This window comes from Armatimonadota bacterium, assembly GCA_028871815.1.
Classification (GTDB): Bacteria; Armatimonadota; Chthonomonadetes; order Chthonomonadales; family Chthonomonadaceae; genus REEB205.
In genome coordinates this window covers 263,213-289,753 of record JAGWMJ010000001.1, presented here as the reverse complement: position 1 = coordinate 289,753, position 26,541 = coordinate 263,213, and the positions used below count along the sequence as shown (strand labels likewise).

Genomic DNA, 26,541 nt, shown 5'->3' with positions numbered 1-26,541 from the left:
AAGGAACCTTGGCCGGCAATGTGGAATACGCAGCAAATTGCCCGGTCTCTCGCATTCAGATCCGGATGCCGAGCAACCTGTTCGTGTCTTTGAGACGTATCGGGGTGCTCCACGTTGTACAGGGATAAAGAGATAATGACGCCATACTACAGCCCACGTTCGCGTTCGCTGATAACCTGCATCGCTCTTCTCGCGCTCACCTCAACGGCTCAGGCCGCCGCGCCGCCGCGACATCGCAAGGCTGGACCGGCAAACATGCAGTCGGCCGTTCTCAAAAATGTCCACTGGCGAAGTGTTGGGCCGGCCAGCATGGGTGGCCGCATCGCCGACATTGCGCGAGACCCGGGCAATCCGTTCACCTTCTATGTGGCCATGGCCACCGGCGGACTCATTAAAACCGAGAACGACGGCGCCTCCTGGACGCCCGTGTTTACCCACGAACCGGTTGGCTCTGTGGGTGCGGTGGCCGTCGCGCCGTCCGATAGCAAGCTGATATGGGTCGGCACAGGAGAAGCCAACAACCGCAACAGCTCCTCCTGGGGCGATGGCGTGTACAAATCCACCGATGGTGGGGCTACCTGGGTCAACATGGGGTTGAAAGAGACTCAGGAGATCGCGCGGGTGGTTATAGACCCCAACGATCCGAATCTGGTTTACGTGGCCGCAATGGGTCATCTCTGGGGAACCAACAAGGAGCGCGGCCTCTACGTAACCCGCAACGGCGGTAAAACCTGGGATCTGACGCTGGCGCCCGGACCCGAAACCGGATGCACCGACATTGCGCTGGGCGCGCCGGGCAGCCACATCGTGTATGCCGCCACCTATCAGCGCATCCGCCATCCGTGGGATTATGAAGGGCTGGGCGATCAGTCCGGCATCTGGAAGTCAACCGATAGCGGCGCCACGTGGAAGCGGGTGACCGCCGGTTTACCGCCTTCGCCACTTGGGCGAATAGGCATCGCCGTCGCCGCCAGCAATCCCAAAATCGTTTATGCCGTTGTGGAATCCGACGCCGGCGGCGCCACCGACCTGTTTGATATCAACAGCAAGCACGGTGGCGTGTTTCGCTCGGATGACGCCGGCGATACCTTCAAGCGCGTGAGTGGAACCGACCCGCGCCCCTTCTACTTCTCGCAGATCCGTGTCGATCCCACCGATCCCAACCGTGTGTACGTCCTCGGCTTCAATCTCTCCGTATCCACCGACGGCGGTAAAACCTTCGCCGGCAACGGCTCCCCGGGAGTTCACTCTGATCTGCACGCGCTCTGGATCGATCCGCGCCATCCGCAACACCTGATGCTGGGCACCGATGGCGGCCTCTACATCTCCAAGGATCAGTGCAAAACCTGGGACTTCATCAACAACTTCCCAATGGGCGAGTTCTACCATGCCGTGGTCGATGACCAGACGCCCTATAACATCTACGGGGGCCTGCAGGATAACGGGTCCTGGTACGGACCCAGCGCCAAGCAGGGTTTCGCCGGGCCCGACAACTCCGACTGGAAGATGCTGGAAGACAGCGACGGTTCGTTTGTGGCCGTAGATCCCACCAACAACAATATTGTATACGCCGAAGGCCAGGGGGCCGACGTGTCACGCGTGGATCTCAGCACGCACAAGCGGGTGTCGCTGCATCCAATGCCACCGGAGGGCGATCAGGCATACCGATTCAACTGGAACTCGCCGCTTGCCATTTCTCACTTCGACCACGACACGGTCTATCTGGCAGGCAACCGCCTCTTCAAGTACACAAAGGCCGGCACGGAGTGGACGGTTATCAGCCCGGACCTCAGCCGGCAGATCGGACCGCGCATAACCGGACAGGGCTCCGGCGCCGAAACGTACGGAACCATCACGGCCATCGCCGAATCACCCATCAAGAAGGGTCTGATCTGGGCCGGGACCGATGACGGCAACGTCTGGGTTACCCGAGACGATGGCACGAACTGGACCAAAGTAAGCACCAGCCTGCCTGAGCAGGCACAGCGCTATTGGCTTAACGCAATAGTCGCGTCACGCTACTATCCGGGTCGGGCCTACATTGCCGTGGATGGTCACCGCAGCGATAACATGCGGCCCTACGCGTTCACAACCGATGACTACGGCGCCACCTGGCGTAATATCACCGGCAATCTACCCAGTGAGGGTGTGGTCCAGGCGATCTGCGAAGATCCGGTTAATCCCGACCTGCTCTTTGCCGGAACGGAGTTTGGTGCATGGGTTTCGTTTGATCGCGGCGCTCGCTGGCATAAGCTCGGCGCCAATCTGCCCACGGTTGCGGTGGATGACATCGTCATTCAGCCGCGAATGCATGCCCTGATTGCGGCAACGCACGGACGCAGCGTCTGGGTTATCGATAACATCGCGCCATTGGAAGCAATAACCGCCGATACCAAGGCGGCTTCCGTAATGCTCTTCCCGCTTACGCCCGGCGATGAGTATCTGCCCGTGTTCGGTGGGTTCGGCAACGAGCCGCGCGTCTTCACCGCCCAAAACCGCGAGGCCGGAATACCCATCGTGTTCTGGATGCAGTCGCAGGCAGCATCAGCGCCCAATCTGACGATAGCGGACGCGCGCGGACACAACGTGGCCACTCTCAGTTCCGATGTGTTCGCCGGCCTGAAAACCGTAACGTGGGACCTGCGGCGCGGCAGCGGCGCGCCGCCGCGTCGCCGCTTCGGTGGTGGCGGCGGTGGCCCCGGTGGAGCGCCGCCAGCCTGGGTGCGCCCTGGCGAATACACGGTCACGCTCAAGGTTGGCCAAATCTCGCAGTCTCAAAAGGTGCAGGTGAGTGGCGACCCCGCTCTCTCCGAGCCAGCAGCACCACAGCTCGCTGGGCGGATCCCGATTGGCTTACGGGCACGCTAGCCCCGGCTGTACTCGCTGAGAACAGCGGCAACCTCCGCTCGCGTAAACTCCGTTGGCAGCGGCTCGCCGGCAGCCAGCATCTCGCGAACCCGCGTTCCCGAGAGTGTGGTGCGGGTCTCGGAACCGTGCGGGCATGTCTTGGGAGAGGCCATGCCGCCGCACGCGCGGCACCAGAAGCTGTGCTCAAATTTGAGGGGCACTATTCCCAACTCCTCGGATGAGAACCGGTCGAAGATTGCCTGTGCGTCGTAGGTTCCATACCAGTTGCCAACACCGGCATGGTCGCGGCCAACTATGAAGTGCGTACAGCCGTAGTTCTTACGGATCAATGCGTGAAACACGGCTTCTCGCGGTCCGGCATAGCGCATAAACGCGGGATTCACCGAAAGCAGCACGCGCTCTGGTGGATAGTAGCCCTTCAGCAGCGCCTGATAGCATTGCATCCTTACGGCAGCAGGAATGTCGTCGCCCTTGGTTTCGCCCACCAGTGGATGAAGCAACAATCCATCAACCATCTCCAATGCGCACTTCTGCAGATACTCGTGGGCGCGGTGAACGGGGTTGCGCGTTTGGAAGCCAACCACGGTTCTCCATCCACGATCCGCGAATACGGCTCGCGTCTGCCTGGGAGTTAAGTAATAGTCCACGAATTCGGCATGGCCCGGCAGTCTGATTACATGCAGCGCTCCACCAAAGAGCGTATCGCCTTCGGCAAAGAGGCCCGCAACACCGGGATGGCTCGGGTCAGCCGTGGCGAAGACGGACTCCGCCTCCTCAACCTTGTTCCGAGCGTAGATGCTCTCCACGTCCATCACGGCTAGTGGCCCGCCGGCGTCCACCAGCGCAACCCTGGTACCCACTTCCGGCATTTCATCCTGGCGCAAGGCAGGGGCCAGCGTTATCGGCAGCGTCCATACCAATCCATTCGCCAGCCGCATGCTGTCGACCACCGAGCGGTAGTCCGACTCACGCATAAAGCCATCCAGCGGGCTCGCAGCGCCGATGGCAAGTATCTCCAGATCGGCCGCCTGCCGGGCCGTCAGCTCGACCTGGCGTAGGCCGGCCGCTTCATGCGCCAAAGCCTCGCGTTCTCCGGTCGCAGCCAGCCGATCGACAAGCACACCGCCGTGCGGGCGCGCGCCAAATGTCTGCATCGTTCAACCTTTCAAGGATCAATTGCCGATGCCGGGTCAAGCACCGGTGAAGTTACGGGTGGTCGCAGCCGCAACACACAGATTGGCGAACCTCTGGGCCAATATCGCGCGTAGTGTAGAATATCTGCGGCCCGGTTGCCGCCTCAACCTACATTCTGGCACGCAGTAGCCATACGCCGGCCTTTGGCCCGGTATGCGCCGCCGAACCGGCATCCAACAGTTCGCTTTTCATTTTCACATGGAGGAGACCATGCCTGCACTCCGTCGATCCGTTGCGCCAGTTGGAATAGTAGCGGTGCTGTTCCTGTCGCTTGCGGCATCTGCGCTGCCTGTAGCAAGCCGCGCCGACACAATCGTTTCAACATCAATGGATGGGAAAATACGCGTCTGGTCAACCACCGGGGACCTCATCAAGACCGTTACCGCCAACGCCGGCGGAATCTCCCTGGCCCTGCTCAGCTTCGACGGCAAACTGCTTGCTACCACCGGAGCCGATAAGAAGGTGATGGTGTGGCAGTATCCCAGCCTTACGCCGGTTCGCACAATCGCGGCATCCGATAACGGCGTTACGGCGCTGGCGTTCACCATGGACGACAAGCAGCTGCTTACGGGCAGCGCCGGGCACCGCCTGCGTGTCTGGGACCTGGCCACCGGCAAATCCACTGCTTCGTTTGTCGTCGGCGCCGGTCCCGTGCTTGGTATCTACGACGTCCCGGCCCCGGGCGGCGCCGGAAGCACGATGATAATCACGCTGGATGCCGACGGCCACCTCAAAATGTGGGGCACCGATGGCACCAGCATGTTCGACATCCCCACCGGCGATACCGGCATCAAGTGCATGTCGGGCAATTTCAAGCTGCAGTTGATCTACACGGGCGACACAGCGGGTTTGGTGCACTACTATGGTGAAACCGGGCAGGGCGCATATATCGGCACGCAGGGCAGCGCCATAACCTGCATGACGGCTGCGAGAGATGGCAAGACGGTTATCACAGGCGGCGCAGATGGATCCATCAAGGTATGGGACGCTATGACGCACAAGGTGCTAACAACCATCGCTGCCGCTCATCCTGGTGGCGTTACCGCCCTGATGGTCTCCCCGGACGGCCAGATGCTCGTCTCCGGCGGCGCCGACAAGCAGGCACGGGCGTGGACCATGAGCGGTGACCCAATCAAGAGCGTGGCAATTGGCGGCGGAGCCATAACCTACCTCGCGCCGCAGGTGGACGTGGCGACGGCATCCGGCAAGTAGCCAGCCACCGGCACAGTTTGCGTACACCGAAACGGCTCCGGAGGCTGATGCCCCCGGAGCCGTTTCCATGTCTGCCGCATCGTTCCGCTCTACGTCTTGCGTGGTGGCATCGAGCCCAAGGTGTCGCCGGCAGCCCGTCCGAGCCATAGATCCATCGCATGGGCCGCAGTAACCAGCACCAGAGAAGCGACGGGCGCGGCGAACAGCACGCCCCACACGCCGCCAACCTCCAATCCGGCCAGGATCACAAACAGCACAACGACCTCATGCAGGCCGAGCGCCTTCCCCACCAGTTTTGGGAAGAGCACCTTGGAGCCGAACTCGTTGAGCGCCACAAACACCACGATCAGCACCACAATCTTTCCGACCGGCGAAAGCAGCGGACCTGGCGGTGAGAGTCCGGCGGCAATCAGTGCCGGCGCCGCGCCGACATAGGCGCCAAACACCGGCACCAGAGCGGCAACCGCGACGAATGCGCCGATCAGCAGCCAGAAGCGGACGCCAAGAACTGCGCAAGCCACCGCGGCAGCAACGCCCGTCAGGATGGCCAGAGCCAGCTGCCCCCGCACATAGCCGCTAAGCAGGGCATTTGCGTCGGATTGCCAGGCATGGAAGTGCGGCGCAAGCCACTCCGGCAGGCGGTGTGCGAGCCCTTCTCGCAGGGCCGTACCGTAGATCAGCAGGTAGAGCGTGACCAGGCACGCCAGAAACGTCTCGAATGCGCTCCGGGTAAACCGGCGCGCCGATGAGACGAAGCCCGGCGTCGCCGTGGTCACCCAGTCACGCACGGAAGGAGGCGGGTGCCGGGCTATATGGGCCAGGCTGAGCGGTATTCCGTGGTGCCGCAGCCACAGATCGGTGAGGTGAAGGTGGGCGAGCGCATGCTGCCGGATCGCGGGGCCCTGGCGGGCGAGCGACCGCCCCTGAATTGCCGCCTCGGCGCCGAGTACCCAAACCGATACGCCAAGCGCCAGCAGGATTACAAGCGTTACGGTGGCAACACCGGCCGCTCTGCTTGCGCGGCGTCCGCGGGCACGGCGGCGGGCAAACTCCACCACCGGGTCCAACGCATACGCCAGCAGTGACGCAACCGCGAATATCAGCACCGTGTGATGGATCTGCTGCAGCAACCATTCAAGCGCAGCCAGGATAGCCCCCACAGCCAATATGGCCATGCACGCCATCAATAGCGCTCGCCATCGCTCAGGAGTAACGCGAAGCACAGCCGGTGCGGCCGCGCCCGGCGCGTCGCTCGTCGGCGCCGCGCCACCGTCTTGCCTTTCTCTCATCGGTCTCTCAACCTCCCGGTGCTCTGCGTTGACATCTCCCGTGAATCGTGTGATAATACCATCCTGTGGGAGAGTGCCTGCCAGCGCACTCTGTCGTCGCCGCCAGTTTCACCGGCAGAAGGAGAAGGCCCGCAATGGGACCGCTAAAACGAATGATCCGCTACCTGCGGGCCCTGATCATGGGGAAAATGGATGAATGGGAAGATCCCGAAATCATCCTGAGCGAAGCCGTGCGCGAGATGAAGGAGAACCAGATCAAGAACCGCGAGCTCGCGGTTCAGGCGGTTACCCAGAAGCACAATCTGCAGGCGGAAGTTGACCGGAGCGAACGTCTGGTGGCCGATTGCGAGAAGAAGGCGATGCAGGCGCTTCAAACCGGTAACCGCGAACTGGCGCGCCAATTCATGAAGGAGAAGGCCATCCAGGAGCAGACGCTGGTATCGATGCGCCAGAACCTGGCTTCGGCAATCGAATCGGCCGAAAAGGTTAAACAGGCTATTCAGCAAGAAGAGCAGCAAATCCGGGCCAAGACGTCGGAAGCGCTCGCAATGAAGGCCAACTTGAAGCAGGCACAGATCCAGATTCGCCTCAACAAGGCGATGGAAGGAATGGTTTTCAGCGACAACGCGAACAACTGGTCGGCCGTACAGGATCGCATCCAATCCATGCAGTCCGAAGCTACAGCTCGTGCAGAAGTCACCAGCACGAGTATGGATTCCAAAGTGCAGCAGATGGAGATGGCGGGCATGGATGCCGAGGCAGACCGCCAACTTGCTGAGCTCGAAGCCAAGATGTCGCTCGGGGGCAATCCTGCTGCGGCCTACACCACCAGCCAGCAGCAGCAGACTCAGTCCGTAGGCGCCGGCTCATCCGCTACGGCAGGCAACGGCGCAGCTTCCCCGGTAGAATCGGAGATCGACCGCCAGTTGAGGGAGCTTGAGTCGAAGCTGGGGGGCCAGAAGTAGACCGCTCAAGGTGCTTAAATGAGCCTTCCAGATCGCATATACCGCATTGCCAAGGGCAAGCTTGACGAGATTAAAGACCGCTTCGACAGGGTTGATTCGGAATACAGTCACCGCGACGCGGAGACCGCGGCCCGGGCCGAACTGAGCGAGGCGCTCGACCCCGAGCGCCGGGCAAATGCCGCCGCTGCCTCCGCGCCGCGCCGCACGCCACAAGAGATTGCTGCCGGCTTGCCACCAGGCGCCGCCCGCACGGTAGAGCAGGATGCCGCCCCTCTGGCGCCCGTGCTGGCCGACAGTGATCCGTTGAACTACCACTACCGGCTTCTTGGGGTTGAGCCCGGCAGCGACTTTGCCGCGGTAACTTCGGCATATCAGAGGCTCGTGATTCGGTGTGACAGCAGCCGGTTTGCCGCTGAGTCCGATGAGGCGCGGCAGGCGGCGGAAATCCGCCGGAGGCTGGACGCATCGTTCCAGGTCCTGCGGGACGCCCTGGACCCCACAACACGTCGTTTCGATATGCTGGAGTTTGACGCTGCGCCGGATGTGGCGCGGCCGGCCTCTTCCTGAGGTTCCGCGATTATGGCGTCACGCACGCTGCTATCTCCCGAGGAACAGACGCGGCAGCTGGCCTCCCTGAATGGCTGGAACATTGTAGATGGTGCGATCTGCAAGTCGTTTCAGTTTGCAGACTTTGTAACGGCGTGGGGCTTCATGTCACGCGTTGCGCTGCTTGCCCAGCAGATGGACCACCATCCCGATTGGCGCAACGTGTATAACCGCGTGGAAATCTCGCTTTCCACACACTCGGCCGGCGGCATCACCGGCATGGATATCGCGCTCGCGACGCAGATCGAACAGCTGGAGATCGGCTGACGACCCAGCATGACGGCCGCCAGATACTTCGACTACGCCGCGACCACGCCGCTTGATCCCGCTGCCCTGGAAGCCATGCTTCCGTGGCTGGGTCCACAGTTCGCCAACGCCTCGGCCCTCTATGAGTCGGCCCAAACCGCTGCTGCCGCCATCGAAGAGGCTCGGGAGCGTGTGGCGGCTGCCGTCGGGGCACAGGCAGAGGAGATTGTGTTTACCAGCGGCGGCACCGAATCGATCTGGATGGCAATCGCAGGTGTTGCAATTGACTGCACATCCGGCACACTACTCACAACCCGCATCGAGCACGAATCTGCGCTTCAGGCTTGCGCCGTCTGGCGCCACCTTCGTACGGACCTGGCGCCTGTGGATGCGGAAGGCATCGTGCGCGTTGAGGAGGTCGCCCGCCTCATCCGGGCCGATACCCGTATCGTCTCTGTAATGCATGCCAACAACGAGGTTGGATCGGTGCAGCCCGTTGGCGAGATCGCACGGATCTGCCGGCGTCACCGCGTGCCGCTGCACATCGACGCCGTCCAGACCTTTGGCGTATTGCCGATAGATGTGCGGCGCATGGAAGTCGATCTGCTCAGCGTCTCAAGCCATAAACTCTATGGACCTCAAGGCGTCGGCGCGCTCTACATTCGGAGCGGCATCGCCTGGCGCCCGGCGGTTACGGGCGGAGGCCAGGAACGCGGCCGCCGTGGAGGAACCACGAATGTGGCAGGAATCGTAGGATTCGGTAGCGCTGTGTCTTCTGCAATGGATCGCGTTGAGCTGGAAGCCAGGCGGACGACGGCCCTGCGGGAGGCGCTGATCGAGCAGATACAACTCGCTGTCCCGGACGCAATCCTGACCGGACCGAGGGCGGATCGACTGCCGGGTAACGTCCACTTCTGCATACCCGGCGTCGACGGCGCCGCTATGGTGCTGGCGCTGGACGCCAGGGGGATACGGGCCTCAGCCGGCGCTGCATGCTCGGCTGGGAGCACCGATCCCTCGCACGTGCTGCTGGCAATGGGATTGTCGCCGGAGCTGGCCCGATGCGGGCTGCGCCTGACGCTGGGCCGCGGCACGACGGAGACGGCAGTGCGTGAGGCAGCGATCGCGGTCGCAAGCGCAGTTGCCGAGTTGCGCCCCGCCCGAAGCAGCCTGCACGCTCCCCTGTAGAGTGTTAATTCTGCAACAGCATGCAACAGAGCGAGACCAGAAGCGTTTAAATCAGAGCATCGCAAAATAACTTGACAAAGGAAAGCTGGTCTCTTATAATAAGGAAACTGTGGCGTGACGATTCAGTTTCCTGATTCGAGTTTGTGAAGAAAATAACGAGCCGCCCGTCAATTGGCGGGCCGCCGGGCAAAACACCTATCTGTGCCGTGCACGCTCGGAAGGTCGAACCCCGCGAGAGAGTGGTGCTGCGAGAGCGGCTCAGCGAGGAATACGGTAGCAGCACGGCGAATTGTGGGAGGAAAAGTCCACACCGACTTGGAAATGAGTAGAAAGATAACGTTGAGCGCGGCCGTGATGCCGGTTGTAGGTTCTGCTCATCCTGTGAAAAATATCACTTACTGCGCCGCGGCGATTCCGCTGCGCAACGACCAGAGGAGAAAGTTCCAATGAGCACCGAAACCGTGGCACTTGAAGAGTCGCGCGTGCGGAAGGCGCCGACGCCGCGGCATCGCTCCAAAGCAGCGGCGGAATTGCCCGAAGAGGATGTGGAAGAGACGTTTGGCGAAGAGCCCAACGAGGAGATCCTGCACCTGTATGAAGCTGGTGCGGCGTCGGCCGAAGCGGCCTTCGAGCCGGCCGTGGCGCACGTAGCGGAGCCTATCCCTGTTCCGGAACCAACCGTAACGCACCACCGTGCGCCTCGTACGCGTGCCTCGGAGGAGACCGACCACAGTCGCCACGACGAAACGCTCCACCTTTGGATGAGCCGCGCGAAAGGCGCGCAACTCCTCACGGCCGATGAAGAGATCCGCCTCGCGCGCGCCGTGCAGAACGGCGACAAGGTCGCCAAAGACAAGCTCACCGAAGCCAACCTGCGGCTTGTGGTATCCATCGCCAAGAAGTACAGCGTTCGTGGTATCCCGCTTCCCGACCTGATTCAGGAAGGCAATATCGGGCTGATACGCGCCGTGGAGAAGTTTGACCCCAGCAAGGGTTACCGCTTTAGCACGTACGCCACCTGGTGGATCCGGCGGGCGATCGCGCGCGCTATCATCAACCAGGGACGCACGATCCGCATCCCAGTCTATGTTGCCGAAATCATCCACAAGGTGGTAAAGGCGTCCGGCAGGCTGCGGCAGCAGCTCCTTCGCGATCCTACCGTGGAAGAGATCGCGCGTGAGCTCGAAGTTCCCGTGGAGCGCGTCAACGAGATCATGCGCATAGCCCTGGAACCGCTCTCGCTGGAGACCCCGGTCGGCGAGAAGGATAACAGCCAGCTGGCCGACTTTATTCAGAGCCAGACGGCCGTATCTCCCGCCGAAGCTACGCTCAACCTGATCCGCCGCGAACAGATCGAGGATGTGCTCGACAAACTTACCGCGCGGGAGCGCGAGGTTCTCCGGATGCGGTTCGGTCTGGAGGATGGGCACGCGCACACACTGGAAGAGGTGGGTCGCCGCCTCGACGTGACGCGTGAGCGTGTCCGGCAGATTGAACTCCGCGCCCTTAAGAAGCTGCGGCATATCGGGCCGGCTGAGCTCAGTCGTCACTAGGCCGCGCGCGGCCTGGCACGGTCACAAGGCGTAACACGGGCGGGCGCATCCTCAGGCGTCCGCCCGTTCTTATGAATAATTCCTTCGTTACACAAAAGTTCATGCCCATGAAGCTTTTTCCAGTTCGCCGCCGACCATCCGATCGCCGGAGCCGCTGTTCCCTGATCTCAGCGACTGCGGCCGTAATCGCGCTCGTCGCACCGCCGGCCGCGCATGCCCAGGCTCAAACACCGGCGCTGAACAAGTCGCCCGGCCTGGAGGCTTCACCTGGCGCTAACGGCGCGCCTCTCTCCCTCGCGCAGGCGGTCTCCATGGCGCTGCGCGTCAACCCAACACTCGTGGCGGCACAGGAGGCGCTCGTACAGGCACAAGGCCACACGGCCGAAGCCGGCGCCGCCTTCAATCCAACGCTTAGCAGCACCTTTACATACACCCGGCTTAATCAGGGACAATCAGCAAAGTTCAACGGACAGACCATTGTGCTTGCGAATCCCGATCAGCCGGTGTTGGGCCTTCAAGCAACTCTGCCGATTGATATCGTCGGCGAGTTGCGAGCCGCCAAAACCCAGGCCGAATTCCAACAGATCAGCAGCCGCCTCGACATAAACCGCGCGCAAAACGACCTCGTTCTTAGCGTCAAGTCGGCCTTCTACAGCCTTCTGCGCGCCGAAGCTACCGTTACCGTGGCCTCCGAGAACGTCCGCGACAATCAGCTGCAGCTGGATGACGCGCGGAAGAAGCTCCGTGCCGGTACCGTGGCGCAGTTTGATGTGATCAGCGCCGAAACCAACGTGGCCAACGCACAGCAGCAACTTATATCGGCCCGAAGTTCGGTAAGCCTTGCTGTTGCCGCGCTAAACAGCGCCATCGGGCTCAACATCGATACGCCGCTGCAGGTTTCAGCCGATGGCGCAGTCCTGAATCCGCCCACAGCCGCTACGGTCACTGCGCCTGCGACAAGCACCGGGTTCGACGCGCTCGACCTGGGCAGCGACTATCGCGCCGATCTGGCGCAGGCGCTGAACGACCGGCCAGAAATACTTGAAGGCGATGCTGCCCTGGCTGCCGCTCGCAAGGGCATTCTGTTGGCAGAACGGAGCCAGCTTCCATCGCTCGGCCTTTCGATTACGGCCAATTACAATCCGAATGCAGCCGGCTTTACGCCCATTACCACCAATGGGGCTTTTGTGGCTCAGCTTTCTATGCCGATCTTCGAGGGCGGGTTTGCCAAAGCACGCCTCAAAGAGGCGCGGGCCGGAGTCGCCGTAGCTGAAAACGCTCTTCGTGTCGTCACCGACCAGGTCACGTTAGATGTGCGCACGGCATGGCTCAACGTCGTTCAGGCTGCCGAGCGAGTCCGTGTTGCCGATGCGGCACTCAAGGAGGCACGTGATCAATACCGCCTGGCGCGTGTGCGCTACAATGCCGGCGTGGCCGCCCAGGCGGGCATCTCGCCTTTATTGGAAGTGAGCAACGCACAGTCTGCGCTGGCTCAGGCGGAGGATAATCAGGTGAACGCTCTCTACGACTTCAACTCCGCGCGCGCGGCGCTCGATCACGCCGCCGGGCGGTTTGCGTACCTTCCTGCCGGCGCAGGGTTTCCCGCGCCGCCGCCGCCTGCGGCAGTCGGCGCAGCGGCGCCTGCGAAGTGAACCAGCCGATGACGAAGCGCATTCCGTTAATTGCATTGGCGATTCTGGTCGGTATGGTTGGCTGCAGCAAGCCGGGCAAACAGCCAGTTGGTACGCCCGCGGCACAAACCGTAGTGCCGGTACAGGTCTCGGTGTGGCCCGTTGAAAGGCGCGACATCTCCGATACCGTTCAGGTAACCGGCGCCCTCGCGAGCCTCAACGATGTGATCGTGGCCGTGAAGGCGGCAGGGAAGATCGTGGCCGTCTACGCGCGGGAAGGCGACGTGGTGCATGCCGGCGAGATCGTCGCCCAGCAGGATACGTCGGACTTGAGGAACAGCCTGGCAGCGGAGCAGGCAAACCTGCTTGCTGCCGAAAGCCGGGTAACGCAGGCCCAGACGACCCTTACCAACGCCAGGACCACCGTGGCCCTCACGCAGGTACAGACGGAGGCCGCAATCAGGCAGGACGTGGCGGCGCTGGCCGCGGCCCGTGAGCAGGCGTCCGTTACGCGAGAAGGTGCGCGTCCACAAGAGCTGAAGCAGGCGCAGGCAAACGTTCAGGCTGCCGCCTCCAGCCGAACGCAGGCGCGGTCCGATCTGAAGCGGTACCAGGAGCTCTATCGTGAAGAGGCTATATCCGCCCAGCAGTTGGATCAGGCGCAATCGGTGGCGGACTCGGCCGATGCTCAGTACAACTCTGCGTTTCAGGCATACAGCTTGCTGCGTGCCGGGAACCGCCCCCAGGATGTGCGCCGCGCTCAGGACGCCGTTGTTCAGGCTCAACAGGAGCTTGCAGCCGCCATCGGCAACCGCCAGCAGGTGCGGCTGCGGCAGGAGGATGTTGCGACCGCCAACGCCGGAATAGTATCAGCCCTGGCAGCCGTGCGCCAGCAGGAGGCGGCTGTGCGTATCGCCCAACAGGCGCTCAGCGATGCCTCCATCCGCTCTCCAATTAGTGGTGTGGTAGCCGAGCGCGACATCGATCCCGGTATGGAGGCGGCCATCACCAAGCCAAACGTGATGCGGATCGTCAACCTGAACAGCATCTACATGGATGCGCAGCTTCCGGAGAATCAGTTCGCGTTTGTCCACACCGGGATGCCCGTAGGCGTGAATGTGGATGCGCTGAACGGCCGGGTATTTCAAGGAACTATAACTCGGATCTATCCGGTTGCCTCTGCCGCCGGGCGCGCATTTACGCTCCGCATTTCACTGCGAAATGACGGCAATGTTCTGCGCCCACAGATGTTTGCTCGCGCCACCATAGTTCTCGCCATGCATCGTAATGCCGTGGTCGCGCCGACGCCTGCCATTCTTCCGGACAGTGGGACGGCTGCGCACGTGTTTGTGGATCGCGACGCTATAGCAGCCAGGCGCGCAGTAACACTCGGATTCACTGACTCCCAGTTCACCGAAATCCGGTCCGGTCTCCAGCCGGGCGAGAAACTCATCATCATCGGACAGGCACAGGTCCAACCAGGCGACCATCTGGCTGCAACCGAGGTTCCCGTCAGTGCGGCACAAGTGGCGCCTGCCAACTGAGGCCCACCGCCCCGGCCCGATACCCAGGTGTTCGCAAGCCTGGAATCTGCGACCGATCCAGCCGATTCCGGCAGCTGCGGTTACATCATGCGTGAGACGCACACTGCCTATTCCGCTTGGTTCTGCGCTGTTTTCGCATCCGCCGGCCAGGCATAGTGGCGCCTCTGCCCCGAAGACGTATACCTTCCGTCGTCTGGGCCTCCGGTCGTCAACCAACCTCAAGTGGGCATCCCGAGCGAAGCCGAGGGATCGGCAGTTAATGGTTCGGGTTCCGCTTCCGGCTCCGGAGCTGCCGGATTGCGCCGCCGCGTTCAGCGCTGCTGTTTCCCCGGAGCAACGGTTCTACTGCGCTCAGGTTCTGTCGTGAGGCCACGCGCCGCCTTGACATTGCTCTCGCCGTGCCACATAATGAAGCCCGCAGTGCGGGAGTAGTTCAGTGGTAGAACGCCAGCTTCCCAAGCTGGATATCGCGAGTTCGAGTCTCGTCTCCCGCTTCCAGCCTCCGCATGGCGGTGTTCTTCGGGCCGGCGTTTGCGGTCCGAACACCAGCCGGCTGGATCCATCCAGGCGCCGTACCCAAGTGGCTAAGGGAGCGGTCTGCAAAACCGTTATCACCAGTTCGATTCTGGTCGGCGCCTCCAACTCCCCGGTCCGCCTCAACGTTACCCTTGGACACTAAGCCCTCGCAGGTCGATTCCACCGCAGTGCGCCTCGCCATACGCGGGCAACTTGACAGCGCTCTCGGTGAGTTGGCCGCTCTCTGCGCCATTCCCAGCGTCTCGGCAAGATCCGAAGCCCTGGAGCCGTGCGCGGAACTGGTTGCCGCGCAAATGCGCGAGCACGGACTGCAAGCCGAAGTCATGCCGACCGCCGGCGGACCGCCTATCGTCTTCGGCTCGCTCGCCGGCCGGCAGCCCGACGCACCGACCATACTCCTCTACAACCACTACGACGTTCAGCCGCCGGAACCGCTGGACCTATGGGAGTCGCCGCCGTTCGAACTGACGATCCGTTCGGGGGTGGCATTCGGTCGCGGCGTTGGCGATGACAAAGGCCACATTACATCGCGACTGCTCACGCTGGATGCCCTGCGTGCCGTCACCGGTGAATTGCCGTTCAACGTCAAGTTTCTTGTTGAGGGTGAAGAGGAGATCGGCAGTCCCCACCTTGGTGACTGGATCCTGGCCCATCCCGGGCTGCTGGCCGCGGATGCCTGCATCTGGGAAGAGGGGATGGTCACCCCGGAGGGAGCGCCACTGCTCTACTGCGGCATGCGCGGCATCGCCTGCTTTGAACTGCGCTGCCATACCATTTCACACGATGCCCACAGCGGCTTCGGCGGCAGCATTCTGCCCAACGCCGCCTGGAGGTTGGCGTGGGCGCTGGCAAGCCTCAAGAGCCAGGATGAGCGGATCGCGATTTTCGGTCACTACGATACCGCTGTACTACCAACGATCCGCGACCTCCAGCTGCTCAGCGCTCTTCCGAATGATGCAGCCGAGGTACGAAACCGCTACGTTCTCCCGGATTCCGGCTTCCTCGGCGGTCGCCAGACCGATGGGCTGGAGTATCACCGGCGAGCCGTGTTTGAACCCTCTCTGACAATCAATGGGCTTGACGCAGGCTGGCAGGGACCCGGTTCAAAAACGGTGCTTCCGGCCGACGCCCGCGCCAAGATCGACTTCCGGCTGGTGCCAGATCAAGATCCGGCAACCGTGGGTCGCTTGTTAAGGGAGCATCTGGATAGGCTCGGGTTTGAGGATGTTGAGTCGGTCTATCTCAACGGACAGCGGCCAGCTCGAGTGGATCCCGACCACCCGTGGGTGCGGCTTGCTGCCGAGACCGGCGAACAGGTCTATCAGCAGCAGGCTGCGATAGCCCCCATGTTGGGCTCATCCGGGCCTATGTGGTGGTTCGCACATCACCTCGGCCTACCCATCGCAACGCCGGGCATCGAATACCCGGGGCTGCGGGCGCACTCGCCGAATGAAAACGTAAGGCTCGACGATTTTGAGCTCGGCACGCTGCACTGCGCTCACCTTCTCTCACGCGTGGGAGAATTGCCACGCTGAGGATCGAGCGGTCAGGGATTTATCGTCAGCGCGCCCGAAGCCGAGGTGCCGTAGTACGTCGCCTTGATGTTCGCTGTTGCGGTTGATGTTACGCTCTTTGTGGTAACCGTGAACGTCGCTTGTTTTGCGCCCGGAGCAACCGTAACTGTGGCCGGGACTCCGGCGTTGGAATTGTCGCTGCTTAGCGTCACAGTCGCACCAAAATACGACGCTGGGTAGTCTAGCGTAACGGTGCCGGTGGCCGAGGTGCCGCCGGTAACGCTGCCGGGCTGAACCGAAACCGCCGTCACGCTTGGCACAAACGTAACGATGGCCATATCATCGCGAGCCGGATCTGCCGCACTCTGCGCTTCAACCACCGCCCGTTCGTTGGTGAACGCCGTCGGCGCCTTCAGAAGGCCGGTGCTGCTCAGCGAAGCGCTCTTTGGATGGTAGGGAAGACTCCAGATCACGTTCGTGTTGCTGGGTCCGGTGACGGTTGCGCTGAACTGGATGCTGGCGCCGTAGTGTACATAGGCGTTTGGCGTTATGGTCACCTGATTGAAGTCGAGCGGCATTGAAGCGCCCTGGTAGTCGCAGCCCGCGTCGATCGGCGCCAAAAAGGCGTCGGTATTGCCGAACACGGTCGCCCGTACCACATACCAATCCGTGGAGCAGTTGACGATATGGTAGATGCCATCCGGGTACGTGGAGTTGGAGTACTGGTGCAGCCTCTTCAGTGAGGTCGCCACCACATTCACATCGCCAACCGGCGTGGTGCCGAACGTGATCCTGCCGACGACGCCGCCCTTCCATGCTGCCCGCGGATTTGCGTCTGCAATCGTCTCTGCCGCATCGATTCGTCCGTACCCGAACACGTTGTCCCAGCCACCATCCGGCCTCGCGTTCATCTGATGTGCGCCACGCTCAATCGCGTTGATCAGCTTTTGAGGCAACCCGTGAACCTGGCTGTATCCGTGCTCCGCCGCGTACAGAGCCGCGAGCGCGGTAACGTGTGGCGTGGCCAGCGATGTGCCGGGCAGCGATCCATAGTTCAACCCGTACAGCCCCAGCTGCGCATACTCGCCCAGAGCGGGGTTCGTGGGGTCCGACAGCGATACGGTGTAAGTAGGAGCTGTCGACCAGATCAGCACGTACTCCTGGGTTGGATTGAGCCCGAGAGTATCGGCATTCGGCGCGTTGTTTACAAACGTGGTGATATCGCCGCCAGGCGCCGCAACGCCGAGTTCGTAGCCGTAGTTGCTGTACGACGCGAGCTGCTCACCGCCGATCACCGTGTCGCCGCCATATGCCGTAGCAGCCACGGCGAGCACATGAACAAGAGATGCGGGGTAGCGGCGGATTTCGCCGTCGGATGGGTGTGTTGGGTCGCCGTCATTGCCGGCGGCCGCCACCACCAGGGTGCCATGCTTCCAGTCGTAATCCACGGCGTCGGCCAACGCCTGAGGATAAGTGGTGGTATCCAGGTCCAGGCTTACATTGCAAACGACGCAGTGATTGGCTGCTGCGTACTCCAGGGCGTAGACGAGGTCCGAGTCGTCGCCACTGCCCGTGCTGTCGATTACCTTGAGTGGGACCAGTTGCGCCACAAATCCAAGACCGGGGATGCCCGTGCCGTTGTTCGCAGCGGCCGCAATGATACCGGAGACGCTGGTGCCATGTCCCAGGTCGTCTTGCGCCAACATCGGGTTCGGGTTGCGGTTGCCAAACACAAAGTTGCGCGCCAGCGCCGTATTGATCTGGCCGCCGTCGGAGATGTCGGTCTGCGTCGATTGGTTGGGATTCGTAGAGACATCCGCTACGTAAGCGAAGTCGGCGTGAGAAAAGTCAATCCCGCTGTCAATAACGGCAACAAGCGGCAGTTTTGCCGGGTCGTTTGCCGCAAGGTTCTTCCGCTCCGCCGCGGTGTAGTAGTGGCCGGGGAAGGTGTTCCAGGCGCCGAGTGAGTTGATCTCCTCCAGGTTCCAGGTGTAGGTCCAGAATGCCGAATCGTCTTGTCGGGCATCGGCGTCGGTAGAGTCAAGGCCGCTTAGCACCACGATCAACTGCTCCCAATCCTCCAGGGCCCAGTACGTATCGTTCGGCGGAGGCAGGGTTTCGGCGCGTATGTGCCAGTCGGGCTCGGCAAACAAAACGCCCGGCATCCTCTTCAGCGCCGCTACCGTCGCATTCAGCGCGGAGGGCTGAGCCAGCCGGAAGACGTGCCAGTCAAGGTTCGGTATGGAGCTTTTGTAGGCCAGTTGAGACACCGCGGTGTGGTTCGCACCTGTGAGCCGCGCTGCCACCGCAGAGAATTGCGCCGCAAACAGCAACGGATTGGCGCCGGGCGCCAGCTTGACCATCACTTGCGTTATCGGCCGCTCGGGCGGCGAGCCCGGCGCAAAGCCACGTACCAGCGGCGGTATCTGCGCTGCAGATCGCACCGCCGAGGCGCCGCTGAGCACGAGCAGCAGCACCGCGACCCTCCCGAAAGTCATGAGAATTGGCCGGAGCTGTCGTCCGGCTGTAGCAGCTCCATGGGGCTTATGTCCCATTGTAGTAACCCTCCGCTCTCAAGATTGGCGCTCACGGCTGCGAGCACCGCCACTGGTACAACAGCCACTTCGCGCACAGACACAACGATTCCTGCAACATTGTCAACACCGTTATCATGATGCAGTTAACAGTGCGGGTATCGGCAAGAGGGCCGGATACCGGCACGCCGGTAGGGGTACAATCCGACTCGTTGTCGTGTGCGGATCCCGCAACAGTCGCCTGCGCGGCCGGAGAGAGCGCTGAGAGAGTGCAAACCGAAACCCATGCTCCAGAGCCCTGTACGTTTGTGCTCTTTGGCGCTACCGGCGACCTGACGCGACGCAAGATCATTCCCGCGCTCTTCCGGTTGGCGCAGCGCAAATTGATGCCGGAGCGCTTCATCATCGTGGCGTTTGCCCGCCGGCCCAAGGATGATGGCCAATTTCGTGACGACGTTTGCCAGTCTCTAACCGAATTCGGTTCGGATGCCGCATGGACGGCGGAAGAGTGGCACACGTTCTCGAGCCGCGTCTACTACGTGCGCGGCGACCTGGATGACCCGGCCTCATACCAGGCGCTCTCCGAGCGCCTTCGCCAACTCGAACGGAGTCACCACCTGCCGGGCGCCAGGCTAATCTACCTGGCCACACCGCCCGATCAGTTCGCACCTATCGCTCGCCAGATCGGCGCGGCCGGTCTGAACCATGAAGCGGGCCCTCACGCGTGGGTGCGTCTGATCGTGGAGAAGCCGTTTGGTATCGACCTCGACACGGCGCGCGACCTGAATCGCGAGCTTGCTTCCATTTTCACAGAGGACCAAATCTATCGTATCGACCACTATCTCGGCAAAGAGACCGTGCAGAACATCCTGGTGCTGCGGTTCGCCAACCAGATATTCGAGCCGCTCTGGAACCAGAAGTACGTCGACTCGGTGCGGATTACAGTAGCCGAGACGCTTGGCATGGAGGGCCGGGGTCCCTATTTTGACCACGCCGGCATTACGCGCGACATCGTTCAAAACCATGGGCTGCAAGTGCTCACCCTGGTGGCGATGGAGCCGCCAACCTCGCTGGAAGCCGATGCGATCCGCGACGAAAAAGTGAAGGTCCTACGCTCTATCCGTCCTTTTACACCGGCAGATTGTGAGCACTTCACCGTCCGCGGACAGTATGCGGCCGGCAAGGCGGAGGGAACCGAGCCCGGGGCGCCGGCATACCGCGATGAACCCGGCGTTGCGGCCGACTCCAACACCGAGACGTATGCGGCGTTCCAGTTCGCTGTGGATAACTGGCGATGGGCCGGCGTTCCGTTCTTTATGCAGGCCGGTAAGCGACTGCCGGAACGGAAGACCGAAATCGAGATTCGCTTTCGGGCAATTCCAAACGTGCTGTTTGCGCGGCTCAGTTGCACGGCAGTACCGGCAAACCGCCTCACAATCCGAATTCAGCCCGATGAAGGCGCCTGGCTCGAAATAGGCAGCAAGATGCCCGGTCCCGACATGCAGGTGGAACCCGTCCGCATGGATTTCCGGTATGGCTCCAGCTTCAATCAGCCGATCCCGGAAGCCTACGAGCGCCTGCTGCTCGACGCAATACGTGGTGACGCATCGCTCTACGCCCGCAATGATGAAGTGGAAGCGGCATGGTCACTGATAACGCCGGTTCTGCACGCCTGGCAGCACCTCAGTTGCCCGCTCTTCCCAAACTATGCCGCCGGCACCTGGGGCCCGCCGGCGGGGCAGCGGCTGATGGCGGGCGAACCGGCCGCAGGCGAACCGCACCGGTAGCCTGCCGCATCGGGCTCTGTACGTGCCGGCCCCGCCGGCGTCAGGCGCCCCACAACTTTCGGTCCAGGCTGCGGTACTGAATCGCTTCGGCGATGTGCTGTGGCGCTATCTGCTCACATCCATCGAGATCCGCAATCGTACGGCCAACCTTCAGAAGCCGATCATAGGCACGAGCCGAGAGTCCCAACTGTTGAATTGCGGCGCGCAGCAGGTTGCGCACAGGCTCGGTGGTTTTGCAGTAGGCGCGGATCTCCTTCGGGCCCATCTGTGCGTTGCAAAACAGGCGGCGACGGTGTGGGTGAAATGGCTGCTGCCCGCCTTCTTCACGTATGTTTTCCGCTGCCGAAGCCGGATCTGATGTGTCCGGCTCCGTCGGCAGATGACTTGCGAAACGGGCAGCCTGCTGGTGACGGGCGCGGCAAACGCGCTGGCGGATTGCGGCCGTACCCTCGCTAACGGTATGGTGCAGCAGGTCTTCCTCCGGCACTCTCGGTACATCGATGTGCAGGTCGATGCGATCCAGCAGCGGTCCGCTGATGCGCTTCTGGTACTTGGCTACTGCGCCCTGACTGCAGATGCACTGCCGAAAGGCGTCGCCATAGTAGCCGCATGGACACGGATTCATCGCGGCAATCAGGGTAAAGCTGGCCGGAAACGTGTAGGAGGCCGAAACCCGTGCAACGCTCACCACACCGTCTTCAAGCGGCTGCCGCAAAACCTCCAGGGCGTCGCGACCGAACTCCGGCAGCTCGTCCAGAAACAACACGCCATGATGAGCAAGGCTTACTTCGCCTGGTCGCGGAATGGTGCCGCCGCCGGCCAGCGCTGCCGTAGAAACGGTGTGGTGCGGTTTGCGGTACGGCCGCGTGGTAACCAGTGACACCTCGGCAGAGAGAAGCCCGGCTACGGAGTAGAGCCGCGTTGCGGCCAGCGCTTCATCCGAGGTCATGGGCGGCAATATGCCCGGCAGGCGGCTCGCCATCATGGTCTTTCCGGATCCGGGTGGGCCGATCAGCAGCACGTTATGCCCGCCCGCAGCGGCAACCTCCAACGCTCGCTTCACATGCGCCTGCCCTTTTACGTCGGCAAAATCCAGCGGATACTCGAGGGCTTCAATGTTGAGTACTTGTGGGTCGTAAGGTAGTGGTTCCAAAGTATCGGGAAGGGCGAGCGCCGTTGCCAACTGTGGCAGCGACTGCACCGGATACACGTCCAATCCCTCCACCACAGAGGCCTCGCGCGCATTGGCCGCCGGTACAAACAGACGGGTTCGCTGCCGCTCCCGGGCGCCCATGGCTACGGGCAGCGCGCCATTCACCGGACGCACCGCGCCATCCAGTGACAGCTCACCGATGATCACCGCTCCCGCAAGGTAGTCCTCAGGTATCTGGCCGGTTGCAGCCAACAGACCTATAGCGATCGGCAGATCAAAGCTGGGCCCGGCCTTGCGGATATCGGCCGGCGCCAGATTGATCGTGATCCGCTTATCGTAGGGGAAGTGCATACCGGAGTTGCGGATTGCACTCCGAACGCGGTCGACGCTCTCTTTTACGGCGGCATCCGGAAGGCCCACCAGATTGATGCTGCCGGCCATGCCGCTGGAAACATCTACCTCGACATCGACTTCGTAGGCATCGACGCCCAGAACTGCGCTGGAGAGTACGTGGGAAAGCATAAGCGTTTGGTAACTCGCTGCCCTCTGGATCCAACCAATGCACCGATGAACCGACTGGTGCGACGGCTCCTCACACTCCAGACCATCGTCTGGCCGTCGTCGCTGTTAAATACGTCGCTCGCTGTAGATTATCGTGAACAGCCGTAGTGCTTGTTGGCGTCTTATACTGGATGTCTCTATCCGCGGCACAACCACTACTCGCACGGCGCTTGCTGTATCCGGAAGCCGGGACCGCGCTACGCCTCGGACAAGGCGATCGCAATCAGGCGATCGGCCGCGTCCGCCATCTGCTCGGGGCCGGCGTCGTTCAAAAACGTGATATCGGCCATCGCGATGGGACCGCCCTTCTCAATCTTCTCAATCTCGGCGATATCACGCGCTTCGGCCTCAGCCGCGGTCAGAGGGCGCTCTGGCCGCTCAGCGAGCCGCCGGTAGCGCATCGCGCGTGGAGAGCATACGGCGGCCACGATCAGCCGTCCGCCGAGCGCCGCATAAAGGGTTCGATACTCGGAAAAGCTGTACAGGCCATCAACCACCACGTTGCGATTTGCTTCCAGCAGTTCGTGGATCTCCGGCAGCGCGCGCACCGCACAGACGTCCATCCCCTCGGCTGCGCGCAGTTCCTCCCTTACGCGCCTTTCGTTCTCCGGAGTAAGCGCCAGTCCGCGCGCCTGCACCTCATGAAGCACGATGCCGCCAAAGTAGATCACCGGGCATCCGCGACGGGCCAGTTCACGGCACAACAGGCTCTTTCCGGAACCCGTCATGCCCACTACAGCAATTACGCGATTCAGGATCATCCTCGGCGAACTCAGCGGAGTGACTCGACCCGGTTTTGCCCAAAACCGGGCCGTGGTGGCAAAGAGTATACTGCCACTGTCCGTTGCGGGCAGAACCGACGTGGCAAATCGGTCCCCTTTTTGCACGTACAGGCCCTTAGGGAGCACTGGATGCATGACGGCACTCATAACGCTGTTTCGTTCCGTTTGCACGCCACCACGGTAGTCTGCCGACATAGCCCGGCCGAGTTGGCCGCCCTACATCGCGAGCAGGCAGCTAGGGAATTACCAAAATGACGTTATCGAAGGCTCGGGGCTCGCTCGGTGCGCGCGCCCTGCAACTTGTTCTCTTTTGCGTATTCGGTTCTCTGGCGCTGCAAGGTGCAGCGTCGCAACGGCCCGTGCGCATGCCTACCGGATCATTTCTGCTCCGCCCTGCACTTTCGCGGCAGCAGCTGGTGAATCAGGTGCGAAACAGTCCCGTGGAGATGCATCGCTTTGAGGCGGTTTTCCACCTCTCAGCGCACAACGTGCTGGTCAAGCTGAGCGAACTCCGACTGGCGAAGTTGCCGGCAGATCGTGTAATGGATGTCTACTTCATCCATCCGGGCAACCATATTGCGCACCGGGGCTACACAGTGAAGAGAGGCACGCTGGTTTGGCTGGACGCCGCCGGCAATCCGGTGCTGATCAAGATGTGCGGCAATCCGTGCACCGTTCTGAAAGGCGTGGCAATGATGCCACGGCCGCTCCTCAGCGGTGAGTCGATCACGATGCAGCCTCAGCAAGTGGCGGCTGCCGTGCTGCCACAGCCCGAAACGCCGGTGGACGTGGCGAACTTTGTTGGCTCGTCGCCCGGGATCATACCGGCTGGCGCAGTACCCTTTGGCGGAGTCTACCGGTCGCAGGTGCCCGTAGCCGGCGCCCATGGCGGCGTATCCCCGATCTGGCTTCTGCCGGTGCTGGGCGGCATCTTTGGTTCTGGCGGCGGTGGCGGGCACAAGCCGTCGGTGGCGCCGGAATCCGACACCATCTACCTGTTCCTGGCCGGCCTCATCAGCTGCGGCGGAATCGCCGGTTTGGCCACTGTACGACGCCGGCGGCGAACCGGCTAGCCGTGCAGTTGGGCTACGCCCGACTGCGAAACCGAAATACGACAAACCTTTAAGGAGAACCGCGCGACAACCGGGCGTAGAACGAGAGCTCTATGGATTTTTTGAAGGCATTGACAATCGTCCGGCGTAGGGCATGGGCAATCGGCCTCAGCTCCCTGCTTGCAATGGTGCTTACATTTGCGCTCACGCGTAAGGTCGGCTCGCGCTGGTTGGCCACGGTGTCGCTGATGACGATACCGCAGCAGAACTTCTCGGATACGCAGCAGAACGGCAACGAATACAGCTCCACCGATCCGGTGGTCGCCAAGTCACAAGCTGCGGCCTACGACGAAATTGTAAAAAGCACCGAGGTTCTGGCGCCGGCACTGGCGAGCCTGCAAGAGTCCGCGCTGCCCAACGACCTGCTGAAGAATATTGTGCTGCAGGCCGTTGGCCGCGACACATACGAGCTTCAGGTTGCCGATTCCAGCCCGGTACGCGCCGGACTTATGGCGAACGCCATCGCCGACAGCTTTGTGGCTCGTGCCCGCGAGCTGAACCAGAGTCAAGACGCTAAGCTTGTACATCTGCTGGAGGCAGCGCTGCACGATACCGACGTGAAGCTCGCCTCCGCTCGGGCGCTGGATGTGGCCGTCCACTCCGGCAATGCCACACCGGACCCACGTTTGGAGCCCGCGCTCACACGGCTCTATAATCTGCGCGAACAGCACGATTCTGCGGTGGCGCACGCCGCGGCACTGCAGGCGCAACTCAGCACCCTCACGGCTTCGATGCGTGGGCAAACGCCGCCAAGAACCGCCAGGGGGCACAGGAGCACACGCCGCGGAACATCCGGCGCGCCACTGGCTTCGGATCCGATCCTCGGGACACTACAGACCGAGCTCGCCCAGGCAGAACTGCAGCTCGACACGCTGCGCAAAACCCTGACGGATGCCCATCCAGACGTCCAGCGGCAGTTAGCCATTGTTCAGGATCTGCAGAATCGCGTAGCAACGGAGGAGGCCGCCCACCCGCTGGCCGCTGCGATACCGCCGGGAGATGCCGCCGCCGCAGCAACCAACTGGCAGCAGGCGCAGCAGCAGCTCTCGCTGCTCCGGCAGCAGGTCTCCGCATCCCGGGCTGAAGTGCAGCAGATCTCGGATTCCTTGATATCGGCTGCTGCGGATGTGCGTCGGCTAGGAGCGGCCAACACCGGCACGCAGGTAGTGAGTGGCGAGGTTCAGCAGCTGCTGCAAAACCGCATCGCGGTGGCCGGCCGCCTCCACAGCGCCCGCCTGAGCCTGGATGCCGCCACGCGCCAGAGCCCCGTCGTCATCCTGAACAAGGTTTCGCCGTACAATCCGGTTATCAACTCTACGCCCGGACGGGCGCTGCGCTGGATTATCGCCGCAGGGCTGGCCATGCTGGTTCTCGCTTCGGCGCTCTGCGTTGCCGTCGATACGCTGGACCGGCGCGCGCTGAACCTCGAACAGGCCGAACTCGCCTACCCCGGGCCGATATTGACGGCTATTCCGCAAGCCGGCGGTTCGGTAACCAGTGCTGCCATGGCCCGCGCCTCAGAGCTGTTGCCGCAGTCGCCGCATGCAGAAGCCTATCGATTCCTTGGTCTACATCTGATGCGCATAACGGGCAACATGCCGCGTGCACTTACCGTGGTCTCCACCCGAAGCGGCCAGGGATGCACCCGAACCGCATGCAATCTCGCCATCACCCTGGCGCAGGCAGGATATCGCGTGCTGCTCGTGGATGCCAACCTCCGCAAGCCGGGTGTACATAACGCCTTCAACCTGCAGAACGATTTCGGCCTCTCGGACCTCCTGTCGGAAAGTGGCGCCTCCATCCAGCGGGCGATTCGTCCCACCACAATCGTGGGACTGCGGGTTATCACGGCAGGAAAGTCGGCCGATAACTGCTGGGCGCTGCTCAACAGCGAGCGGTTGCCGGTGCTGGCCAACAGCCTGCAAGGTGCCAGCGATTTCGTGGTCTACGATGTCGCTCCCGCCATCGAATATACCGATGCCATGCTCCTGGCTCCCGTGGTGCAGGCGGCGATCATCTGCGCCCGCGCGCTGGATGTGCCCAGCGGCGAAGAGCCGCGCCTGGCTGAAGCACTGCAGGAATCCGGCGTTGCCGTTTTGGGTACTGTACTTACCGACGCCCCACCAAGCCTTACTCGCACTCGCACCGCAGAGGCCAAAGCGGTGCACGAACGCGGAATCGGCAGCATTCTATCCAACGTAAGCCCAGGTCCCACAATGCCGGAGCGACCGGCTGCCGATACCTGGTCCGGAAACGAATAGGCTG

Annotated in this window: 18 protein-coding genes and 2 tRNA genes; 15 read left to right on the top strand and 5 right to left on the bottom strand. The window is 62.2% G+C overall.

Going from position 1 to position 26,541, the window contains the following annotated elements:
- Positions 1–135: 135 nt before the first annotated feature.
- Positions 136–2,868: a hypothetical protein gene (locus KGJ62_01195; protein MDE2125187.1), complete on the top strand. Its 2,733-nt coding sequence runs from the start codon at positions 136–138 to the stop codon at positions 2,866–2,868.
- On the opposite strand, the gene sat is transcribed toward KGJ62_01195, so the two are convergent.
- Entirely contained in the window at positions 2,865–4,022 is a 1,158-nt protein-coding gene (gene sat / locus KGJ62_01190; GenBank protein ID MDE2125186.1) for a sulfate adenylyltransferase, read from the bottom strand. The two genes, KGJ62_01195 and sat, sit on opposite strands and share 4 nt — an antisense overlap.
- A 250-nt stretch (positions 4,023–4,272) precedes the next feature.
- On the opposite strand from sat, the gene KGJ62_01185 reads away from it, so the two are divergent.
- Entirely contained in the window at positions 4,273–5,274 is a 1,002-nt protein-coding gene (locus tag KGJ62_01185; protein MDE2125185.1) for a hypothetical protein, read from the top strand.
- An 89-nt stretch (positions 5,275–5,363) separates the two neighbouring features.
- Here the strand turns inward: KGJ62_01185 and KGJ62_01180 are convergent, their stop codons facing one another.
- Positions 5,364–6,563, bottom strand: a complete 1,200-nt coding sequence (locus KGJ62_01180) for an AI-2E family transporter (protein MDE2125184.1) — start codon at positions 6,561–6,563, stop codon at positions 5,364–5,366.
- Positions 6,564–6,697: 134 nt separating this feature from the next.
- Between KGJ62_01180 and KGJ62_01175 the strand changes: the two genes are divergently transcribed.
- The 10 genes from KGJ62_01175 to KGJ62_01130 all read left to right on the top strand — a co-directional run bounded on the left by KGJ62_01175 (position 6,698) and on the right by KGJ62_01130 (position 16,368).
- Positions 6,698–7,528, top strand: coding sequence for a PspA/IM30 family protein (locus KGJ62_01175; protein MDE2125183.1), 831 nt, complete (start codon positions 6,698–6,700; stop codon positions 7,526–7,528).
- Between the two features lie 18 nt (positions 7,529–7,546).
- On the top strand, positions 7,547–8,095 hold the full coding sequence (locus tag KGJ62_01170; GenBank protein MDE2125182.1) for a hypothetical protein: 549 nt from the start codon (positions 7,547–7,549) through the stop codon (positions 8,093–8,095).
- Positions 8,096–8,107: 12 nt separating this feature from the next.
- Positions 8,108–8,401 (top strand): 4a-hydroxytetrahydrobiopterin dehydratase, encoded by a 294-nt coding sequence (locus tag KGJ62_01165; GenBank protein ID MDE2125181.1) that lies wholly within the window; start codon positions 8,108–8,110, stop codon positions 8,399–8,401.
- Between the two features lie 9 nt (positions 8,402–8,410).
- Positions 8,411–9,568 carry a cysteine desulfurase gene (locus KGJ62_01160; GenBank protein MDE2125180.1) on the top strand — a complete coding sequence of 386 codons (1,158 nt, stop codon included), beginning with the start codon at positions 8,411–8,413 and terminating at the stop codon, positions 9,566–9,568.
- 446 nt (positions 9,569–10,014) lie between these two features.
- Complete coding sequence (locus KGJ62_01155; protein ID MDE2125179.1) at positions 10,015–11,121, top strand: sigma-70 family RNA polymerase sigma factor; 1,107 nt, start codon at positions 10,015–10,017, stop codon at positions 11,119–11,121.
- A 71-nt stretch (positions 11,122–11,192) separates the two neighbouring features.
- Positions 11,193–12,773: a TolC family protein gene (locus tag KGJ62_01150; protein MDE2125178.1), complete on the top strand. Its 1,581-nt coding sequence runs from the start codon at positions 11,193–11,195 to the stop codon at positions 12,771–12,773.
- An 8-nt stretch (positions 12,774–12,781) separates the two neighbouring features.
- Complete coding sequence (locus KGJ62_01145; GenBank protein MDE2125177.1) at positions 12,782–14,296, top strand: efflux RND transporter periplasmic adaptor subunit; 1,515 nt, start codon at positions 12,782–12,784, stop codon at positions 14,294–14,296.
- Between the two features lie 422 nt (positions 14,297–14,718).
- Positions 14,719–14,790 (top strand) — tRNA-Gly (locus tag KGJ62_01140).
- A gap of 72 nt (positions 14,791–14,862) precedes the next feature.
- Positions 14,863–14,937: transfer RNA gene (locus KGJ62_01135), tRNA-Cys, on the top strand.
- A gap of 63 nt (positions 14,938–15,000) precedes the next feature.
- Positions 15,001–16,368: a M20/M25/M40 family metallo-hydrolase gene (locus tag KGJ62_01130; GenBank protein ID MDE2125176.1), complete on the top strand. Its 1,368-nt coding sequence runs from the start codon at positions 15,001–15,003 to the stop codon at positions 16,366–16,368.
- Positions 16,369–16,379: 11 nt separating this feature from the next.
- Here KGJ62_01130 and KGJ62_01125 read toward each other — a convergent pair whose 3' ends face one another.
- Positions 16,380–18,902, bottom strand: a complete 2,523-nt coding sequence (locus tag KGJ62_01125) for a S8 family serine peptidase (protein ID MDE2125175.1) — start codon at positions 18,900–18,902, stop codon at positions 16,380–16,382.
- A gap of 119 nt (positions 18,903–19,021) precedes the next feature.
- Between KGJ62_01125 and zwf the strand changes: the two genes are divergently transcribed.
- Entirely contained in the window at positions 19,022–20,668 is a 1,647-nt protein-coding gene (gene zwf, locus KGJ62_01120) for a glucose-6-phosphate dehydrogenase (GenBank protein ID MDE2125174.1), read from the top strand.
- Positions 20,669–20,708: 40 nt separating this feature from the next.
- On the opposite strand, the gene KGJ62_01115 is transcribed toward zwf, so the two are convergent.
- Together KGJ62_01115 and KGJ62_01110 are read right to left on the bottom strand one after the other, a co-directional pair.
- The gene (locus tag KGJ62_01115; GenBank protein ID MDE2125173.1) at positions 20,709–22,343 is read right to left on the bottom strand and encodes a YifB family Mg chelatase-like AAA ATPase; all 1,635 of its coding nucleotides are present in this window, start codon (positions 22,341–22,343) and stop codon (positions 20,709–20,711) included.
- Between the two features lie 236 nt (positions 22,344–22,579).
- Positions 22,580–23,137 carry an AAA family ATPase gene (locus KGJ62_01110; GenBank protein ID MDE2125172.1) on the bottom strand — a complete coding sequence of 186 codons (558 nt, stop codon included), beginning with the start codon at positions 23,135–23,137 and terminating at the stop codon, positions 22,580–22,582.
- A gap of 278 nt (positions 23,138–23,415) precedes the next feature.
- Between KGJ62_01110 and KGJ62_01105 the strand changes: the two genes are divergently transcribed.
- Both KGJ62_01105 and KGJ62_01100 read left to right on the top strand, forming a co-directional pair.
- Positions 23,416–24,237 (top strand): hypothetical protein, encoded by an 822-nt coding sequence (locus KGJ62_01105; protein ID MDE2125171.1) that lies wholly within the window; start codon positions 23,416–23,418, stop codon positions 24,235–24,237.
- 92 nt (positions 24,238–24,329) lie between these two features.
- Positions 24,330–26,537, top strand: a complete 2,208-nt coding sequence (locus KGJ62_01100; protein MDE2125170.1) for a polysaccharide biosynthesis tyrosine autokinase — start codon at positions 24,330–24,332, stop codon at positions 26,535–26,537.
- The last annotated feature ends 4 nt before the right edge of the window (positions 26,538–26,541 follow it).

Bases quoted from the DNA above. Each gene is read 5' to 3' on its own strand.
- KGJ62_01195 (MDE2125187.1), top strand. From the start codon at position 136: ATGACGCCATACTACAGCCCACGTTCGCGTTCGCTGATAACCTGCATC.
- sat (MDE2125186.1), bottom strand. From the start codon at position 4,022: ATGCAGACATTTGGCGCGCGCCCGCACGGCGGTGTGCTTGTCGATCGG.
- KGJ62_01185 (MDE2125185.1), top strand. From the start codon at position 4,273: ATGCCTGCACTCCGTCGATCCGTTGCGCCAGTTGGAATAGTAGCGGTG.
- KGJ62_01180 (MDE2125184.1), bottom strand. From the start codon at position 6,563: ATGAGAGAAAGGCAAGACGGTGGCGCGGCGCCGACGAGCGACGCGCCG.
- KGJ62_01175 (MDE2125183.1), top strand. From the start codon at position 6,698: ATGGGACCGCTAAAACGAATGATCCGCTACCTGCGGGCCCTGATCATG.
- KGJ62_01170 (MDE2125182.1), top strand. From the start codon at position 7,547: ATGAGCCTTCCAGATCGCATATACCGCATTGCCAAGGGCAAGCTTGAC.
- KGJ62_01165 (MDE2125181.1), top strand. From the start codon at position 8,108: ATGGCGTCACGCACGCTGCTATCTCCCGAGGAACAGACGCGGCAGCTG.
- KGJ62_01160 (MDE2125180.1), top strand. From the start codon at position 8,411: ATGACGGCCGCCAGATACTTCGACTACGCCGCGACCACGCCGCTTGAT.
- KGJ62_01155 (MDE2125179.1), top strand. From the start codon at position 10,015: ATGAGCACCGAAACCGTGGCACTTGAAGAGTCGCGCGTGCGGAAGGCG.
- KGJ62_01150 (MDE2125178.1), top strand. From the start codon at position 11,193: ATGAATAATTCCTTCGTTACACAAAAGTTCATGCCCATGAAGCTTTTT.
- KGJ62_01145 (MDE2125177.1), top strand. From the start codon at position 12,782: ATGACGAAGCGCATTCCGTTAATTGCATTGGCGATTCTGGTCGGTATG.
- KGJ62_01125 (MDE2125175.1), bottom strand. From the start codon at position 18,902: ATGGGACATAAGCCCCATGGAGCTGCTACAGCCGGACGACAGCTCCGG.
- zwf (MDE2125174.1), top strand. From the start codon at position 19,022: ATGCAGTTAACAGTGCGGGTATCGGCAAGAGGGCCGGATACCGGCACG.
- KGJ62_01115 (MDE2125173.1), bottom strand. From the start codon at position 22,343: ATGCTTTCCCACGTACTCTCCAGCGCAGTTCTGGGCGTCGATGCCTAC.
- KGJ62_01105 (MDE2125171.1), top strand. From the start codon at position 23,416: ATGACGTTATCGAAGGCTCGGGGCTCGCTCGGTGCGCGCGCCCTGCAA.
- KGJ62_01100 (MDE2125170.1), top strand. From the start codon at position 24,330: ATGGATTTTTTGAAGGCATTGACAATCGTCCGGCGTAGGGCATGGGCA.